4 protein-coding genes are annotated in these 18,636 nt (G+C 57.3%); 1 reads left to right on the top strand and 3 read right to left on the bottom strand.

What is annotated here, in order from left to right:
- Nucleotides 1–583 precede the first annotated feature (583 nt).
- Nucleotides 584–14,332 (top strand): polymorphic toxin-type HINT domain-containing protein, encoded by a 13,749-nt coding sequence (locus ABC383_RS15335; RefSeq protein WP_413014956.1) that lies wholly within the window; start codon nucleotides 584–586, stop codon nucleotides 14,330–14,332.
- A 727-nt stretch (nucleotides 14,333–15,059) separates the two neighbouring features.
- On the opposite strand, the gene ABC383_RS15330 is transcribed toward ABC383_RS15335, so the two are convergent.
- Genes ABC383_RS15330 through otsB form a run of 3 tightly spaced genes read right to left on the bottom strand, consistent with a single transcriptional unit; the run spans nucleotide 15,060 to nucleotide 18,636 of the window.
- On the bottom strand, nucleotides 15,060–16,043 hold the full coding sequence (locus ABC383_RS15330) for an ROK family protein (RefSeq protein WP_413014955.1): 984 nt from the start codon (nucleotides 16,041–16,043) through the stop codon (nucleotides 15,060–15,062).
- A gap of 11 nt (nucleotides 16,044–16,054) precedes the next feature.
- The gene (locus ABC383_RS15325) at nucleotides 16,055–17,842 is read right to left on the bottom strand and encodes a glycoside hydrolase family 15 protein (protein WP_413014954.1); all 1,788 of its coding nucleotides are present in this window, start codon (nucleotides 17,840–17,842) and stop codon (nucleotides 16,055–16,057) included.
- On the bottom strand, nucleotides 17,839–18,636 hold the full coding sequence (gene otsB, locus ABC383_RS15320) for a trehalose-phosphatase (RefSeq protein WP_413014953.1): 798 nt from the start codon (nucleotides 18,634–18,636) through the stop codon (nucleotides 17,839–17,841). Before otsB ends, ABC383_RS15325 begins: the two co-directional genes overlap by 4 nt.

The following is an 18,636-nucleotide window of genomic DNA, read 5'->3' as shown; positions in this document are numbered from 1 at the left end:
GCAGTTGCTCTTGAAGTGGCCGTTGTAGTGAAATCCCGTTGAGCGCGCCGTATCAGCGGTGCCCGGAGCGGGAAAAGGCGCGGCGTCTCTCGGAGTGCAGCGAAGCGGAGCGAGTTTAGCCGCGCCCCGCTCCGGGCACCGCTGGCACGGGCACCCCGCGCAGCGCGGTTGATCACCGGGTCGCCTTTTTTTGGTTACTTTTTTTGCGCCAAAAAAAGTAACCCGGCCGCCGGGACGGATTCCCGGCTTGTCTCCACAGCAGTGCAGCCGTGTTGCGTCATCCCGCAACGCCCGGGCAGCACTATCCTACCCACTCTCCCCCGTTACAGAAGAACGAGACAAGCACCCCGATGCCCCCAAGCATCCATCCGCACCAACGCTCTAATTGCGCACAATCTTTCTCGATAACCCGCTAAATCCGCCCTGCAAACCAGCGAATAACTGGTTGTAGAGCGCGAAATATCGTTTCTCCCAATCAGATCGACAACAAGGCGACCGCCAGGGCCGCTTGCACGATCGACTCCGGATTCCATATCCCGCGCGCCACGACAACGCAGCCATTCAAACACTTCCGGGAAAAATAATGAGCGCAATCGCAAGCAGCAACAGCCTGGGCCTGGTCGCCACATCCCTGCCCCTGATCAACAGCACCACCGGCCCCAACACGGGCAGAAGCGGAGAACAGCTCGCGGTCAATGTCGTCAATGGCAATCTCGTCTTGCAGCGACAGGACGAGCTTCTGATAGGCCGGGCGCTCGATACCGCAGTGATGCGCACCTATAACAGCCAGGGCGTGACCGACGGCGACAACAACGACAACTGGCGCATTGGTTTCTACCGCAGCCTCAAGGACCTGGGCGGCGCCATAGGCGCCGCCAACAGCAGCATCGTGCGCGTGGCAGCCGACGGCGCCGAACTGATTTACAAGTTGAATGGCGGGATGTATGTCAACACCGATGGCGACGGCAGCTATGACACGCTCAGCTACGACAGCAACACGAGCCGGTGGACCTGGACGGACGGCGACAGCCGGGTGACAGAAACCTACGACTGGAGCAACGGCAGCGGCAAGCTGCTCAGCGAAAAGGACGTGAGCGGCAATGTCGTGTCCTATACCTACCAGGCCAGCGGCATGCTGCAGCAAGTGCTCAATGCTTCCGGCGAGAAAACCATCCTCGACTATACCGGCACCAGTCTGACCAGAATCCGCGTCGAACGCGCCGATGGCAGCCAGTTCAGTCGCGTCAGCTATGGCTATGACAGCAGCAACCGCCTGCAGGTCGTCACTGTCGACCTCACGCCTGACAATGCCCAGGACAACATTGTCTATACCACCAGCTACACCTACGATGGCGCCAGCAAACGCGTCAGGACCGTGACCCAGAGCGATGGCAGCGCCATCAGCATCAACTACGATTCCAGCAGCCGCGTCACCAGCATCACCGACGCCCTGGGCAACATCACCGGCTACCTCTATAGCACAGGCCAGACCACCGTCACCGATGCGCTGAACAACAAAACCGTTTACCAGTACGATGCCAACGGCCGGCTGGGCAGCATTACGGCACCTTCCACGGGCGGCGTCACCAGCATCCAGCAGTTCAGTTACAACAACAATGGCGACATCGTCACCATCACCGATGGCGAAGGCCGCCGCGTCGTGATGCAGTACGACGGCAACGGCAACCAGACCCTGCAGCGCGACGAGGCCGGCAATACCGTCACGCGCACCTTCGACAGCCGCAACCGTCTGCTGACGGAAACGGCCTACCTCACGCCTGATCCGGACGGCGCCGACCCTACCCATACCGGCACCGCCGGCACTCCCGGCGCGCCGCTGAGCACCCGCTACGCCTATGACACCTCCGGCAGGCTGCGCTTTGTGATCAGCCCCGAAGGCAGGGTAACGGAGCACCAGTACAACGCGGCGGGCCAGCGCATCAGGAGCATGGAATACCTTGCGGGCAGTTATGCCGCCGCCACTGCCACCGAGACGGAACTGAGTACCTGGGCCGGCACCACCAGCAAGGCGCAACTCCAGCGCACCGACATGGAGTATGACTTCCGCGGCCAGCTGATCCGGGCCACCACCTACAGCGCTGTCGACAGCGCCGGCAACCCAAGCGGCGCGGCCGCCACGACCTATGTCTACGACCAGGCCGGCAGGCTGCTCTCCACCGTTGCCCCGCTCGGCGGCAGCGCGCAGACCACGACCTATACTTACGATGGCCTGGACCGCCTGCTGGTCGCCACCAACGGCCTGGGCCAGCAAACCATCTACAGCTACGACGACGCCAGCAACAAGACCACGCTGACCGCCGCCAACGGCCTGAAGACAATCAGCACCTACGACAAGGCTGGCCGCCTGGTCAGCGTACAGCAGCGCGACGCCGTCGACGCCGATCTCGGTACAAGCCGCTACTACTACGACAACAATCATCAGCTTCGCATGACCGAGGACGCAACTGGCGTGCGCACCTGGCTGCTGTACGACGCTGCCGGCCGCAGGAACGGCGAGGTCGACGGCACCGGCAGCCTGACCGAATATGTGTACGACAGGAACGGGCAGGTCACGCAGACCATACGGTATGCCACCCCGGTCAAGGCGATGTTCTCGCCGGTGATGGATGCGGAGATTTTTACCATTCCCAGCCTGAATCCCCTGACCTTGTCGAAGGTCGGGTTGACGAACACCGCCATTGGCAGTGCCACCCTGGTGGGCGCCTTCACCACCGCCACCTTCGGCGTCGAAAATGCCAGGAAGGTGTCGTCGCTGAATGTCACCAACCCCGATCTGTTCGCCATGCGCTTCACTGGCAGCATCAATGTCTTCACCGCGGGCGACTACACCTTCTATATCCGCTCGGACGACGGCTCCAACCTCTACATCGACGGAGTACTTCAGATAAATAACGACCGTGCGCAAGCCGTTACCACGCTCGCCAATACGGTCAATCTCAGCGTCGGCAGCCATTCCCTGGTCGAGACCTACTATGAATGGACCGGCGACAACAGCAATGAATTCGGCCTCCGGGTTGGCGGCGCCGACATCAAGGCAGAGAGCTTGGTCCAGATCGAGGAACTGCGTCCTGCCGCCAATGCCAGCGACCAGAAGACCTGGAACATCTACGACAAGGCCAACCGCCTGATCGAACAGGTCGCAGCCAACGGCGCCGTCACCGAATTCCAGTATGACGGCCAGTCCCGACTGGTGCGCACCATCGAATATGCCAACCCGATCGACACCACCAACCTGGGCAGCGCGCCCACCGCAGCGGCCGTCGTGCCCATCGCCGACCCGCAGAACGACCGCGTCAGCCGCAACTTCCACGACAACGACGGCCTGCTGCGCGCCACGCTCGACGGCGAAGGCTATCTGGTCGAGAACAGCTACAACAACCTGGGCCAGCTCTGGAAAACCACCGCCTACGCCAACCCCACCACGGCCACCCTGCGCAACAGCGGCACCCTGGACCAGTTGCGCCCGGCCAGCAACACCGACGACATCACCACTTACACCCTGTACGATGCCGAGGGCGACGTGGCGGCCGCGATCGATGGCGAAGGCTACCTCACCGAGCATGTCCATGATGCCAACGGCAACGAAACCCAGACGCGTCGCTATGCCAGTGCGCTCACGGCCACTGTGCTGGGCACTATTACCGCCACCACCACGCTGGCCAGCGTGCGGCCTGCTACCGCCAGTGCCGACCAGGAAGAAAAGGCAACTTATGATGCCTTGAACCGGGCAGTCACCACCACCAACGCGCAGGGCACGGTAACCTTCCGCGAATACAACGCCGCAGGCAACGTCACCAGCGTCACCGTGGCCCATGGCACGACGGAAGCGCGCACCGTAGGCATGACGTACGACCTGCTGGGCCGGCTCACCGTCAGCACCGATGCCCGCGGCAACAAGGCACTGCAAGCCTATGACAAGGCTGACCGCCTGGTGCGTTCCACGGATGAGAACGGCAACGTCACCCGTTACTACTACGACCAGGATGGTCGGCAGGTCTATGTCGTCAATGCCCTGGGCGAGGTGGAAGGCAACACCTACAATGCACTGGGCCAGCTGGTTACCGAGACACGCTATGGCACCCCGCTTGCCGCCGGCACGCTGGCCAGCCTGCAGGGTGGCCTGGTCGATGCCGCTATCACTAACGCGGTTAAAGGCATTGCCAACAACGCCTTCGACAGCAAGACCAGCTATGCCTACAACAAGGACGGCACTGTGGCCAGCAGCAGCGATGCGCTGGGCAATCTGACGTTCTATAGCTATAACGCCTTTGGCGAGCAAAGGGGCGTCACCATCCCGATCGCCACGAGCAGCAACCTGACATCGATCTTCGCCTACGACCGCCGCGGCCTGTTGCTCAGCACTAGCGCGGACCCCAGCGGCATCAATGCCACTAGCACGCAGACCTATGACGCCTTCGGCCGCGTTGTGCAAAACACCGATGCCCGCGGCAACAGCAGCAGCATCAAGTATGACCGCCAGGGCCGGCAGGTCCGCCTTACCGATGCATTGGGCTCAGTGCAGTCGACCACCTATGACGCCTTCGACCGGGTGCGGACCCAGACCGATGCGCTGGGCAATGTCACCACCACGTCCTACGACAGCGCCACCCGCACCACCACGATGACCACGCCCGAAGGTGTCACCGTACGCACCAGCACCAACCGGCACGGCCAGGTAGCCAGCGTGGTCGACGGCCGAGGCAACACCGTGACCTACACCTACGATGCCAACGGCAACCTCACCCAGACCGACCTGCCGCTGCAGCGCAGCGGCAAGCAGGCTTTCGACAAGGCCAACCGCCTGATCGAGACCGCCGACGAACGCGGCATTCGCACCGTCATGGAATACGATGCGGCGGACCGCGTGCTGACCCGCACCGTCGACCCAAGCACCGCCTCGCCCGCCTACACCGGCCTGAACCTGGTAACGCGCTATGAGTACGACGCACTCGGCCGGCAGACCAGAACGGTCGATCCGGGCGGCGTGGCAACTGTGACCGAATACGACCTGAACGGCCAGGTCACCAAGCAAATCGTTGACGTCGGCACGGGCAAGCTCAATCTGACGACCACCACCACCTATGACCAGCGCGGCAAGACGCTGACCGTCACCGACCCTGCCGGCACGAAGACGCAATATAAATATGACAAGCTGGGCCGGCGCACGGAGGAAGTGGTTGACCCCGCAGGCCTGGCGCTCAAGACCAGCTACGGCTATGACAGGAACGACAATGTCATTATCAAGACAGTCAGCAATCCGGCTGGAGACAGCAACACCCGTTATGCCTATGATGCGAACGACCAACTGGTGTACACCATTGATCCGCTTGGCTATGTACGGGAAAACACGTACGACGGCGAAAACCAGCTTGTAAAGGTCCGGATTTATGCACGGCCTATCAGCGTACCCAATCTGACCGTCACCTCGATTGACGGAGGCAGCCAGCCTGCGCCCGGCATCACTATCGCTCCGACGCTCAGCATGGCGGACATACAGCAGGCCCTGGCGGCAAGGGTAGACCCGCAATCGGCCGCAGACAGTGTGGAAAGGCGGCAGTATGACAAGGATGGTCGCCTTGCCTGGACCGTGGATGCAATTGGTGCTGTGACCAGGTATCAATACGACGCCAATGGCAACGTGGTGAAGAAAACGGCCTATGCCAACCCGATTTCACCTACAGCGCTGGCCACTCCGGTAATAGAAGATGCGAGCCGGGACCAAGTCACCCTCAATGTGTACGATGCAGCAAATCGCCTCAGCTATACGATTGATGGCTTGGGCGCTGTGACCGGGTATGACTACGATGCCAACGGCAATATCGTGAAGCAGACTGCCTATGGTCTAACCATAACGCCGAAAACTTTAACGGTCAGCTTCGGCAAGAACATCATTTCCAACGGCGCGACAACCACGACCCGTACGATTGCAGTAAATCCTTTGCCCGCAACGGTGATACAAAAAACCGAATTAATTCTGAGTGACGTCGTGGCAAATGCCGGGGTGCCAGTCATGTCGGTAATATCACCGATGACCGGCGTATTGACACCTACCGAAACGAGCGACCCGGGATGGGTCCAGTCATCATTGAAAAGTGAAATTCGTGTGAGTCTGAGCGGTGCGACCACGCTAGCTGCCACTTCGATTTCCAATGAAGCGTCACCGGGTACGGTCACGCCGAACCCATGCATTCTTACCGTGCCCAACCTGTCGAATAATGGCGGCAATGTCACTCTCAGCCTTTCGGAAACCTATAACAATAAAAAGTACGATGGAACCGAACTTGACGACGCCACGTTTGGCGAGGTCAGGCTCAACCTGGTTTATACAATTGCCGATTACAGCGCAGCCAGCATCGCTATTTTTGTCGCTCGTGATGCCAGCCGCGACCAGGTCACCCAATACGCCTACGATGCCGCCAACCGCCAGACCAGGACAACCTATCCAACGGTAGGCATATACAGCGGAGAATCAAGCGCCGCCCTCCTGGCCAATGGCGCAACCGGTCTTGCGAGCCGCGTCGAAACGTCATCTGCGCTGTACACGCAAGCCTATTACGACGCCTCGGGCAACGTCGTCGCCAACCGTGATGCGGCAGGCAACATGCGTTATCAGGCTTACGATGCGGCGGGACAGATCAGGTTTGCAGTGGATGCCGAAGGCTACGTTACCGGCTATGTGCGCGATTCCCTGGGCAATGTCACCGCCTTGACGCGTTATGCCGACAAAATCGCGGATGCCACCAGGGCTGCCTGGGGTAGCAATGCGCCACCGCTGGCGACCGTCGCCGCGTTACTGACAAACAACAGCGCAAACCGCACCATCATCACCGAATACGATGCATTAGGTCGCGCGGTGCAAATCACCGAGCCCAGCATTTATGCCTACGATGGAACGACCGCCTTTACCGCCAGCCCGGTGACCAGGCACACCTACAATGCCCTCGGTCAAATCATTCAAACCCAGGTCACGAAAGACAACAGCACCTGGCTCAGCACCTACCGGTACTACGATCAGCGTGGCCTGGAGATAGCCACCATTGATGCGTTGAGAAACGTGACGACGCAGCGCTACGATGCGTTCGGCAATATGATCGAGCGTACCGAATATGCAAACCCGCTCGGAAGCACAGTCGGTATAAGCAGCACAACCTACTCCCTACCTGGCGCAAGCGATAAGGACCGCACTACCCTATCCACTTTTGACCAGAACAATCGCATGGTCAGCGAAACACAGGTCAATGTGGAATACAGCGGCGGCGCAACCGGCAATGGTGTCACCTTGTACGCAGATGCCAACTATCAGGGTTCCTCAAAGTCTTTTGGCGTTGGACTATACAACGTAAGCGACCTGGGAATAGGCAATGAGTCATTAAGCTCAATCAAGGTCGCCCCAGGCTGGCAGGTCACCTTGTATGAGCATGAGGACTTCAAAGGTGGAACGAAGGTGATTACGGCAGACAATGCTTTGCTTTCTGACTTTAATGACAAGACCTCCAGCATCGCCATCACCGCCTCAGGCCGCGGCGACTTGACCAGCACCTATCAATACGACACGTTCGGCAATTTGATCCGTACTACCGATGCCGGCAACAACAGCACCACCACCTACTATGATCAGGCCAATCGAACCAGGGCGGTCACAGAAGCCACCCGAGCGATTGAGGTCAACGCTAGCTTTAGCGGTCTCACCGAGTTCACCCGCGACGCCTTCGGCAACGTCATCCAGCAAATTGAACGTGCCAACGGAGCGATCGGCGTCACCCTCAATGGCTACGGCACGATTAGCAGCGGTAATGACCGGATCAATAGCGTTAAGTACGACAGCTGGGGCCGCGCCGTCGAAAGCACCGATGCGCTGAACAATGTGCAGTACATGTCCTATGACGCCAACGGCAATCTGGCCAAGCAGTGGCAGAGTGTGAATGATGGCGATGGTCTTACACGCACCTCATTCAAGGCTTTCAGGTATGACAAGCTGGGGCAGTTGGTCAATACCATCGAACCGGGTTCGTATGGCGTCAGCATTTTCTCTGATGACAATTACCAGGGAAGCAGCCGCTCATTCACTGTGGGCGACTACAACCTGAACCAATTAGGCATAAGCAACGATGCGCTGAGCTCGCTGAGTGTGAAACAGGGATGGACGGTGACTCTGTACGCCGATAGCAATTTCACCGGCGAGACCAGGACCATTACTGCCAACACTACATTACTGCCTGACTTTAATAATCAAACCTCAAGCCTTCGCATTACCGCGCCCTCTGCATTAGCCGTCAACAACACGCAAATGCAATACAACGCCTTTGGCGAACTAATCAGTAAGGGACTTGTAGGCAATGACGTTATGTGGCCAGGCGATTTGCGAGCCAATCAATCCATTGTCTCGGCTAATGGCCGCTACCAACTCGTCATGCAGCCGGATGGTAACCTGGTTACTTATGACTTGCAGAACAACAGAAAAGTCGTCTGGAAGACCGACACGCCAAACAATAGTGGATCAAGGTTCGCTTTCCAGGCTAATGACGGCAATTTGGTGATTTATGGCGCTGACAGTACTTCAAAGTGGGCTGCCAGAACCCAGAACGATCCTGAAAGCAAAGGCGGATTCTTACGCCTGCAAAACGATGGCAACCTCGTGTTATATAACGCAAGTGGGTCTCGTGCAATATGGACTAGCGGTGTCGGTGACATCATGTATCCCGGTAAATTGAAAGCCGACCAATCGCTCATATCGGCGAATGGCCGCTACCAGCTCACCATGCAGCCGGACGGCAACCTGGTTACCTATGATTTGCAGAACAATAGAAAAGTCGTTTGGAAGACCGACACACCGAACAATAATGGCTCCTCTTTTGTCTTTCAGGATTTGGACGGCAATCTGGTGATTTATAGCAGCACCGGCACTGCATTGTGGAATGCCAAAACCCAAACCGATCCAGAAAGCAAAAGCGGATTCTTGCGCCTGGAAAACGATGGCAACCTGGTGCTATATACCGCAAGCGGGTCACGCGCAATATGGAGCAGTGGCGTTGGCGACATCATGCGCCCTGGTAAATTGAAAACAGATCAATCCATCGTCTCCGCCAATGGTCGCTATCAGCTCATCATGCAATCGGACGGTAATCTCATTACATATGATCTGCAGAACAACAGACAATCGATCTGGAGCAGCGGCACGTTTAACAACACTGGCGCCAGCTTTTCCTTCCAGGCCAATGACGGAAACCTGGTGATTTATAACGCCGTTAATAATCCAGTCTGGAATGCGGGAACACAAAATGATCCCGCAAGTAAAAATGGTTTCCTGCGCCTGCAAAATGACGGAAATCTGGTTCTGTGTGCCGCAGATGGGTCGCGCGCAATATGGAGCAGTAGGACGGGCCTGAATGTTTCGGCCTTGAAACCAGACCCAATGGTCAGCATACGACCGGCCACGATACAAGGCGATGCGCAGTCAGAATATTTTGAATATAACAATGGTGGGCAGCTCTGGCGCAGCAATAGTGGCGATGGCGTCAGCAAGGTCATGCTCTATGACCTGCAGGGGAACCTGACGGCAGAAATCCGCAGCGCGACAACCGATCTCAAGACCATGCAAAGCAGCGCAGCCAGCGTCAATGCGTTGACAGGGACAAGACGCGCGCAAAACACCTACGATGCGTTAGGTCGCCTGACACAGCAAAAGCTGGCGAACGGGGCAACCGTGAATCAAACCTTCGATCGTTGGAGCAATCGACTCAGCATCAGCGATGCAGGTGATGCAAGCGGGATTACTGAATACAGCTATAACGCCGGCAATCAACTCATCCAGGAGATCAGGCCGACGATCAACGCACTCAAGAATGATCTGTCCGGCTATGCCGATCAACGCCCCATCATCCAATATTTCTACGACTACGCTGGCAACCAGACGGCGGTGCGGGATGCGCGCGGTAATGTCAATAGAAAAACCTATGATGTCAAGGGCAATGTCATTCAAGAACTCAATGCGGATGGGAGCATCGTTCAGCATTCCTACAATGCCTTTGGCAATGAAGTACGGCGTACCGATGCGATGAGTAACGTCACGCAATACGAATACAACAAGCTGGGCCAACTCAATAAAATTATTCGACCAGGCGCTGATTATTACCAACTCATCAGCGGTTCGGATGACGGCACTTCGGCAGAAGCCCAAGCGCCTGTCACGCTTTACTACGATAGCAATTACGGTGGAAAAGTGCGCTACTTTGGCGAAGGAACTTGGGAAGGCCTGGAAAAGGAAATCAGCTCCTTAAAGGTCAGAGCCGGATGGAAAGTGACTTTATACGACGATGATTCGGGTATTGATGGCGGCGCCCAGAACCAGGACTACACGACTGACCAATCGTCGCTGCCCTCCGATTTGAACGACGATGTCAAGAAGATCAGTGTTGTGCGCATAGCTGGCAGAACAGCGCGAACGGAAGCGGCGAGCACGCCCAGCATTTCGTTGACATACGACGCTTTGGGCCGACAGCTGTCGAAGTCCGATGGCAACGGCAACACGCAATACACATTTGATGCAAGCGGCAATGTCGTCAATATACGGCTGCCCGGTGATATCACCGTGATGAATCAATACGATGCATCAAATCGAAAAATTACTGAAACCAATGCAAATGGCGATCTAGCGACTTGGAATTATAACTATTTTGGGCGCTTGATTAGCAAAGCAGATATTGGTGGAGCAAGCTACAGCTACGCCTATGACTACGCGGGCCAATTAATCCGCGAAACTAATTCCCGTGGACGTGATGTTACAACAACTTACGAAACCAGCGGGCAGGTGAAAAAAATCGAAGATAAGACTTCGGCAAGCGCAAAACGCACAACCGAGTACGAATACAATTCAATCGGGCAGCATACGAATGAAAGAGTATCGATCGATGGCATCGTGTATTCAGATCAAGAACTGCGATACGACTCCCTGGGGCAATTAGCCTACGCAGGCAAGCCGAACGCCGATGTTTATTATCAATATGACCTTGTCGGCAATCGAGTAAAGATCACAAACTTCATTGATCAGGACACGATCTACTTTTACGCCTACGACGCAATGAATCGGCAGGTCATGGTCGATGGCGTGACAAACAACGATGTCAACAATTCAGCCAACTACAATTCGAGTGCTGGCCGCAAAATCACTTACGACAAGAATGGCAACCGCATTAGCGATGCCATGCAGAACAGCACGGAACGCTATAGTTACGACACCTTGAATCGGCTGTACAAAGCCACCAAGAATGACGTCACCGTGCGTTATATAAGGTTTGATCAGGCAGGTCGTGAACTCGAGGTGTTTGAGAATTCCCTGGCTGGCCAGACGGATATGAATGCCTATACTAACGTCTACGATACGGGGGGCCGCTTAGTCAGGCAATACTTCAGAAATGACTCCACAATTGATCAGAACAACATGATCAGCTGGGGTAAAGATTCGGCAGCCATGTTCAATACCTATGATCGCCTTGGCAACATAACAAAATCGACAAGGCAGTTATATGGAATAGACCAGTGGACAACTACAAGCGATTACGGTTATGCGAAATTCGATAGCTACAAGCAAAATCAGATTACCAGCACACGCTCCGACAATACGAGCAACCCGGGAAAAACCACATTAACATACGATTTAAACGGCCATCTTGTTAATATCGATGATGAAGATAAAGACGAAAACGACCGCAGCTTCGTCAATAACGCCGATGGTCAAATTCTGCAGAAAACGCAGCAAAGCAAGACATTGAGGAATTTTGTTGTTAATGGTCAGGTTTTAGGGACTTACGGAACCGGCATTGATCAGGACAAGCCTCCTGTCGTATCTAAAGTAAAGGTGGCGATTACCCTTTATGTCATTACCCAAGTAGATGTTGGCAGCACTTCTGAATTTCACATCACATTCAAAGCCGGCGACAAACAAGAATATAGAGAAATTAATGATGTTGCCAATGATAGTCAGCAATACTCTACTGTAATGGGAGTGAGCTGGCCTCCGATTGGCGGCAATCTGGAGGTTTCAGTAAGTGGGGTTGAACATGATGGCTCCAGTGCCAATGATGCCCTGCCCACCGCCAGCTTCACTGTATCCGCAGGCAGCTGGATTCGGGAAGGTCAGGAATTTACTTCAGTCACGGTGGAAAACGGTCACGCGAAGTATTACATCAAATTTAAAATATTCACCGATCAGACAACCGTAGACTATAACGACACCGTTAAAAACTTCGGCACCTATCAAATTGTAGACGCCGCGAATTCTGGTGCGGGCTCGAGTAATTATCGGGTCGGCGCTGGTGACAGCTTGCAAAGCATTGCGCAAGGAGCTTATGGCGATGCGGCACTCTGGTATCTGATTGCGGACGCCAATGGCCTGAGAAGTAACAGCACTTTGCAGGTCGGCACGATGCTGACGCTACCGAATGCGGTCGGTACGGTCCATAACAACGCAAATACATTTAAGCCTTACAACTCGAGCAATATCATTGGCGATACATCGCCCTATCTCGCTGAACCGCCGGGGATCAGCAAGTGCCAGCAGATTGGCACCATTATCGCAGCGGTATTGGCCGCTCTCGTCATTTCCCTTCTCGCCACTGCTGCGACAGTCTTCACCTTGGGTGCGGCCGGTGTTCCAGCCTTGTCTGGCGCGGGAATAGCAATTGCGGCGATTATTGGCGCCGTGGGCGGCGCCGCAGGATCTGCCGCATCACAGGGCATCATGACTGCAGGGGGCTTGCAGGAACACTTTTCCTGGAGCGACGTAGGAGTTGGCGCGGCAACCGGGTTGGTCACCGGAGCCATCATGGGCGGAGTAGGAGCTGCTGGCAAGGCAGCGGCTGTAGCGGCCAAGAATCTGCAGAGGCTTGGATTTGCGCAAAAAATGCTGCTCGCTTCGCTGAAATGTGTCGGAAGCAAGGGCATTTCCTACGCCACTGTTGCGCAATCGGCAATCATCAAGAGCGCCGGCTTTGCAGCGATGGGCATGGTCAATAATGCACTCGGCCAGGGCATCAAGATTGCTGCAGGCGAACAAAAGTCATTCCAATGGAATCAGATCGCAGCCAGCGCAGTGACAGGGGCCTTTAGTGGTGCTGGTGGGGCCACGGGTGGGGTCGTAGGCGGAATTGTAGGCGATATTGGCGGGGCCGCACTCGGTAATGTCATTACAAATGACGGCAAGTTTGACGCCACGCAGTTTGTCGGGGAAGTTGCTGGCAGCATCGGCGGCGCAATCATGGGCGGCATGATGGAGCGCATCTGCTTTGCGGCTGGGACGCCAGTACATACGGAGCAAGGATTAAAACCGATCGAGAGTTTTATTGGTGGAGAAATGGTGCTGACACGGCATGAACAGACTGGTGAAATTGCCTACAGGCGTGTGGCGCGCACTTTCGTTACTCCTGACCAGAAAATTTTCCGTCTTGTTGTCGTTGATACAGAAGAGCGGACGGAAACATTACGCACGACGGCCGAGCATCCCTTCTGGATCAAGGATAGGGGCTGGATGAAAGCCGGGATGTTAAAAGCAGGGGACGTGCTGATTGGGCGGTCTGACGAGAGGGTAACGGTGTATAGCGCGGCTTTGGAAACAACGATGGAAACCGTCTATAACATCGAAGTGGAGGATTTTCACACTTACCACGTAGGTAAAGCTGGCGTATGGGTACATAACACATGCGAAGGCGTTATAGGAAAAGTCGGGCGCTTCTTGAAGAAGCCACGTGATAGTCGCGCCGATTTCAACATGCTCCCGGAAAGCTGCATAGAATCAACCGAATTTGTTCTGCAAACACAGCAATCCGGAAGGAAAGGGATGCGATATGGAGAAAAAGCTGACCCAGTTTATATGCTGTTCAAGCATCCCACTGAAGAAAAAACTGTGTACTTTGACCTTAGCAATGATGCCGACATTCAGGACCATGCACAAGGTTTAAGAAATTACTTGAGCGATAAAGAATTGCCGGGCATAGGAGAGGGAATTGCGTTGTTAAATAGGACAAACAGCGATTTCAGAGAAGCTGACTCTTACAACATGCATCTAGGGGCGGTCTTGAAAAGAAATGAAAAATCGGCTTGGATAAGCGACATGAGTGCTTTCGTCGAAAGCGATTTCCCAATGAGAGATGTGCAAAAAATAAACATCACGAAAGCGGGCGATTTCCGCGGGGATTTATATAAATCACATGAGAAATATGCGATGGGATTGGTAACAAATAATCTTCCACAGAATGCTGTGCATGCGATGCCACCCGACTTGCAGAGCCCTCCACCAGCCAAGCGGCAAAGAACATAGGATGTTCATCAACCGCAAGTGATAGGTCCTCATATAACTGCCGATTCTGATAGAAGCTCGACGAAACTCGAAATTTTTTTCTCAAGGCGGGCTTCGCATTCTTGAATCGGCAGTTGTGAAAAAGTGTATTGAGCCTAAAGAAGCAGTTCGTGTGTCAGCATAGTTATTACCCCCAACAGATAGAGCTCACGAAAATTTTCGGCCGAATATAAAGCAGTTATAGACAAACGTTACGAAAAAAATAGAACTGCCGGATAAGTCCGATGACGCTAATATCTTCCTAAATGCGCGTTGCTATCTACAATCCCGCGTTGACAACCAGCGACATCGATTAAATGATACCCAAATAGCAATCGGCAACGTTGTGAAAATCCGCCAGTGAAATTTACAGGCTTTCACGACGACAGCGCCAAGTCGTTTTTGCCTCAAGATGTGCCTTATGGAGTTGATTCAAGTCGAATACAGAGGATTCATCGCTATCACGCCATTCAGCAGGCAAACTGAAGAGACGTGACAGGCAGTCGCGCAAGCCAAGTTAGACAAAAGCGGTTTTCTTCGCAAGATGAAAACGCGATCATATTGTGGCTAAATCGAAATGACCCGGTCGCGCAGCTGTTTAACGATTGACCAGTTAATCGATCCGGCCAATTCCACGAAAAGGACGTGAAGTGCTTCAAAATTCGAACTCTTCTTGCCTTTTCAAACAAGGCACTGGCTTCTTGGAAAATCAGGCCTCATGCTTCCAAGCCTCCCTCTCCCGCCACCCCTGCACCCAATCCTGCGGCATCACCTGCGCAAACGCCCCAAAATCCGCCACCAGCCCGCCCAGCCGCGCCGGCACGATCTCCACGCCATCGGTCAGCGCATGCATGCGCGTATCCAGTTCCCGCCGCACCATCGGCAGCAGCCACTCCCCATGATGCTGCCAGACGCTGCCACCCACCACGAACACCCGCGTATCCAGCGCCACCGCGACGTTGTACAACCCGCGCCCGAACCACCGCGCCGCATCCTCGGCAATGGCCCGCGCCGCCGGCTCATTGTTGCGGGCCGCATCGAACACATCCGCGGTCGACTGCCCCAAACGATTGGCCAGGTTGCGGCCCGAGATCAGTGCCTCCAGGTCGCCGCGGTTGCCGCAGCCGCAGAGCGCGTCCGACGATTCGCTCATCAGCATGTGACCGGCATGGCCGGTGTTGCCGTGCTTGCCGTGCAGGATATGGCCGTCCACGCAGAAGCCGAAGCCGATGCCGGTGCTCCAGGTCACATAGACGCAATTGGGCTCGCCCTGCACTGCGCCGAAGGTGCGCTCGGCCACCAGCGCGGAGACGCAGTCGTTTTCGATGGCCACCGTGGCGAACTGCTCGCGCAGCGGGCCCTCCAGCGGAATCACCACCCAGTCGTTGGGCAGGTCGGCCGACTGCGCCTGGCCGCCGCAGATATTGGGCGAGGCCAGGCCCAGCATGCCGTCGACCTGCGCGAACGGCCCGGCCGACGACACGCCTACCGCGTCGATCGCCTCGCGCGGCACGCCGGCCTGGTCGCAGGCAGCATGCAGCATCGCGATGCACTGGCGCGCCACCGTATCCGGCGTGCCGCTCTTGGGCGTGGGTTCGGTCACGCGGGCCAGGGGGCCATTGGCATTGGCGATGCTGGCCGCGATCTTGGTGCCGCCGATGTCCAGGGCGCCTACCAGGCTTCTTTTGTTCATGCTCGCTCCCATCAGTAAGCGTCGTCCCAGGAAATCGAGAGGCGGGCCGCGCACTGGATCAGGCCCACCATGCTGTAGGTCTGCGGGAAGTTGCCCCACATCTCGCCGCTCTCGGGCGCCACGTCTTCCGACAGCAGGCCGAGATGATTGCGGCGGTCCAGCACCTTTTCAAACAGGCTGCGCGCCCTCTCCTTCTCGCCGATCTGCGCCAGCGCCAGGATCCACCACAGCGTGCAGACCAGGAAGGCGGTTTCCGGCAGGCCGAAATCGTCTTCCTCGTCATAGCGCAACAGGAATTCGCCGCGCTTCAGATGCTTCTCGGTAGCGTGCACCGTGCTGGCAAAGCGCGGATCGTCGGCCGCCAGGAACTGGAATTCACCCATCAGCAGCAGGCTGGCATCGAGGCGGTCGCCGCCGAAGGTGGAGACGAAGCTGCCCAGTTCCTCGTTCCATGCCGACTCGCAGATCACGCGGTGGATCTCCTGCGCATGGCCGCCCCAGTAGGCAGCGCGCTCGTCCAGGCCCAGGCGCGCGGCGATGGTGGCGAGCCGGTCGCAGGCGGCCCAGCACATCATGCTGGAGAAGGTATGCACCCGCTTCTGGCCGCGCAGCTCCCAGATGCCGGCGTCGGGCACGTTGTAGTTCAAAATGGCCTGTTCGCCCAGGCGCTCCAGGTCCTGGAACATCTGGTGCCCGGCCGGCCGCTCCATGCGGGTGTCGAAGAAGGCATGGGTACTGGCCATCACCGCCGCGCCGAACACGTCGTTCTGCACCTGGAAGTAAGCCGAATTGCCGACCCGCACCGGCCCCATGCCGCGATAGCCCGCCAGGTGCGGCTCTTCCCGCTCTTCCAGCACCGCCTCGCGCCGTATGCCATACACCGGCTGCAGCGGCGCGTCGCGGCTGTCGGCGATGATGTTCAGGATGTAGTCGAGATAGCGCTCCATGGTGCCGGTGGCGCCCAGGCTGTTCAAGGCATTGACCACGAAGTAGGCGTCGCGCAGCCAGCAGAAGCGGTAGTCCCAGTTGCGCCGGCTATGGGGCGCTTCGGGTATCGAGGTGGTGACTGCGGCAATCACCGCGCCGGAATCGTCGAAGGCATTGAGCTTCAGGGTAATGGCCGCGCGTATCGTCACGTCCTGCCACTCGAAGGGAATCGCCAGGTTGCGCACCCAGTTGCGCCAGTAGCCCAGGGTCTGCTCGTGGAAGGAGCGGCCCACCTCGCGCGCCGAGCCGGCCACGGTTTCATCCGGCCCCATCAGCAGGGTCACCGAGTCCTGCAGGAAGAACGGCTTTTCATCGGTGATCGCGGTAATGGCGGCGTCCGTGGTCAGGCGCATGGACTGGGCGGAGCCGACATAGGAAATATGATGCGCGCCGCAGCGGGTCTCGGCGCGCGCCCGGCCATAGTCCACGGAGGGCCGCACCCGCAGCGCAATGCGCGGCCGGCCGGCGGTGCGGCGCACGATGCGCACCAGCATCGACGGCGAGAACAGGCGGCCGTGCAGCCGGAAGCGCGGCGCGAAGTCGGTTACCTCGATGGCGTTGCCGGCATCGTCCTGAAACCGGGTCACCAGAATGGCCGAGTTGCGCTCGTAGCGCTGCTCCACCAGACGGGAATGCTCGAACACCACGTCGATGCTGCCATGGCCGTCTTCCTTGCGCTCGCCCTGCAGCAGCGCGCTGCACAGCGGGTCGCTGTCGAAATAGGGATAGCACCACCAGACGATGGAAGCGTTCTTGTCGATCAGTGCATTGGTGCGGGAGTTGCCGATCAGTCCGAGGTCGAGTGTATTCATGCGGGGGTCCTGTTGGAAAGTGCCTGCGACTGCCGCGCGAGCCGGCATACCAGCTCGTCCAGCAGGCGCACGATGTCCGGCATGGCCGGCAGGTGAAATTCGGCGGCGGTGTCGGGATGCGGCTCGATGCGCACCGTCAGCAGGTCGGGCCGCTTCAGACGGAACACATCCTCATCAGTGACATCGTCGCCCACGTAGATCGCAGTGGCCGCGCCGGTCTGCTGCATCAGCTCTTCCAGCGCATGGCCCTTGTGGGTGGCGTCCTGCGGCATGAGGCTATAGACATACTTGCCGGCCACCACGCGCGGCGGCGGCGACAGCGTCGCAAACAGCGCCGACAGGCGCCGCTCGGCCAATGCCGGATCGCGCGCCATGCGATAGTGGATGGACAGGGAATAGTGCTTGTCTTCCAGTCGGATGCCCGGATCGAAGCGCTGCCGGTCGCGCAGCGCAAGCTCCAGCGCCTGGCGCCATGCCGCGCAGTCGGCCGCGTAACGGCTGCTTCTGGCTTCCCAGCCCGGAACGCCTTCCAGGCCGTGGTTGCCGACCACGTAATGCGGCTCGAAGCCAAGCCGCTTGTGGATGTCCGTCAGCGAGCGGCCGGTGAGGATGGCCACCGGTGCCAGGCTGGTCAGGCGCACCAGCCGCTCGCGCACCTCGGGCGGCAGGCAGGCGCTGTCGGGCTGGGGCACGATGGGCGATAGCGTGCCGTCGAAGTCGAACACGCACAGCATGCCGGGCTGCACGATCTGGTCGAGGCGGCGCATGCCCGCCTGGTCGAAGAGGTCGCTCAT

Origin of the sequence: Noviherbaspirillum phoenicis, assembly GCF_047237965.1 — a bacterium.
In the GTDB taxonomy this organism is placed as follows: domain Bacteria; phylum Pseudomonadota; class Gammaproteobacteria; order Burkholderiales; family Burkholderiaceae_D; genus Noviherbaspirillum_A.
Note: the sequence above shows the minus strand (reverse complement) of the source record. Positions and strands in the feature narration are given on the sequence as shown.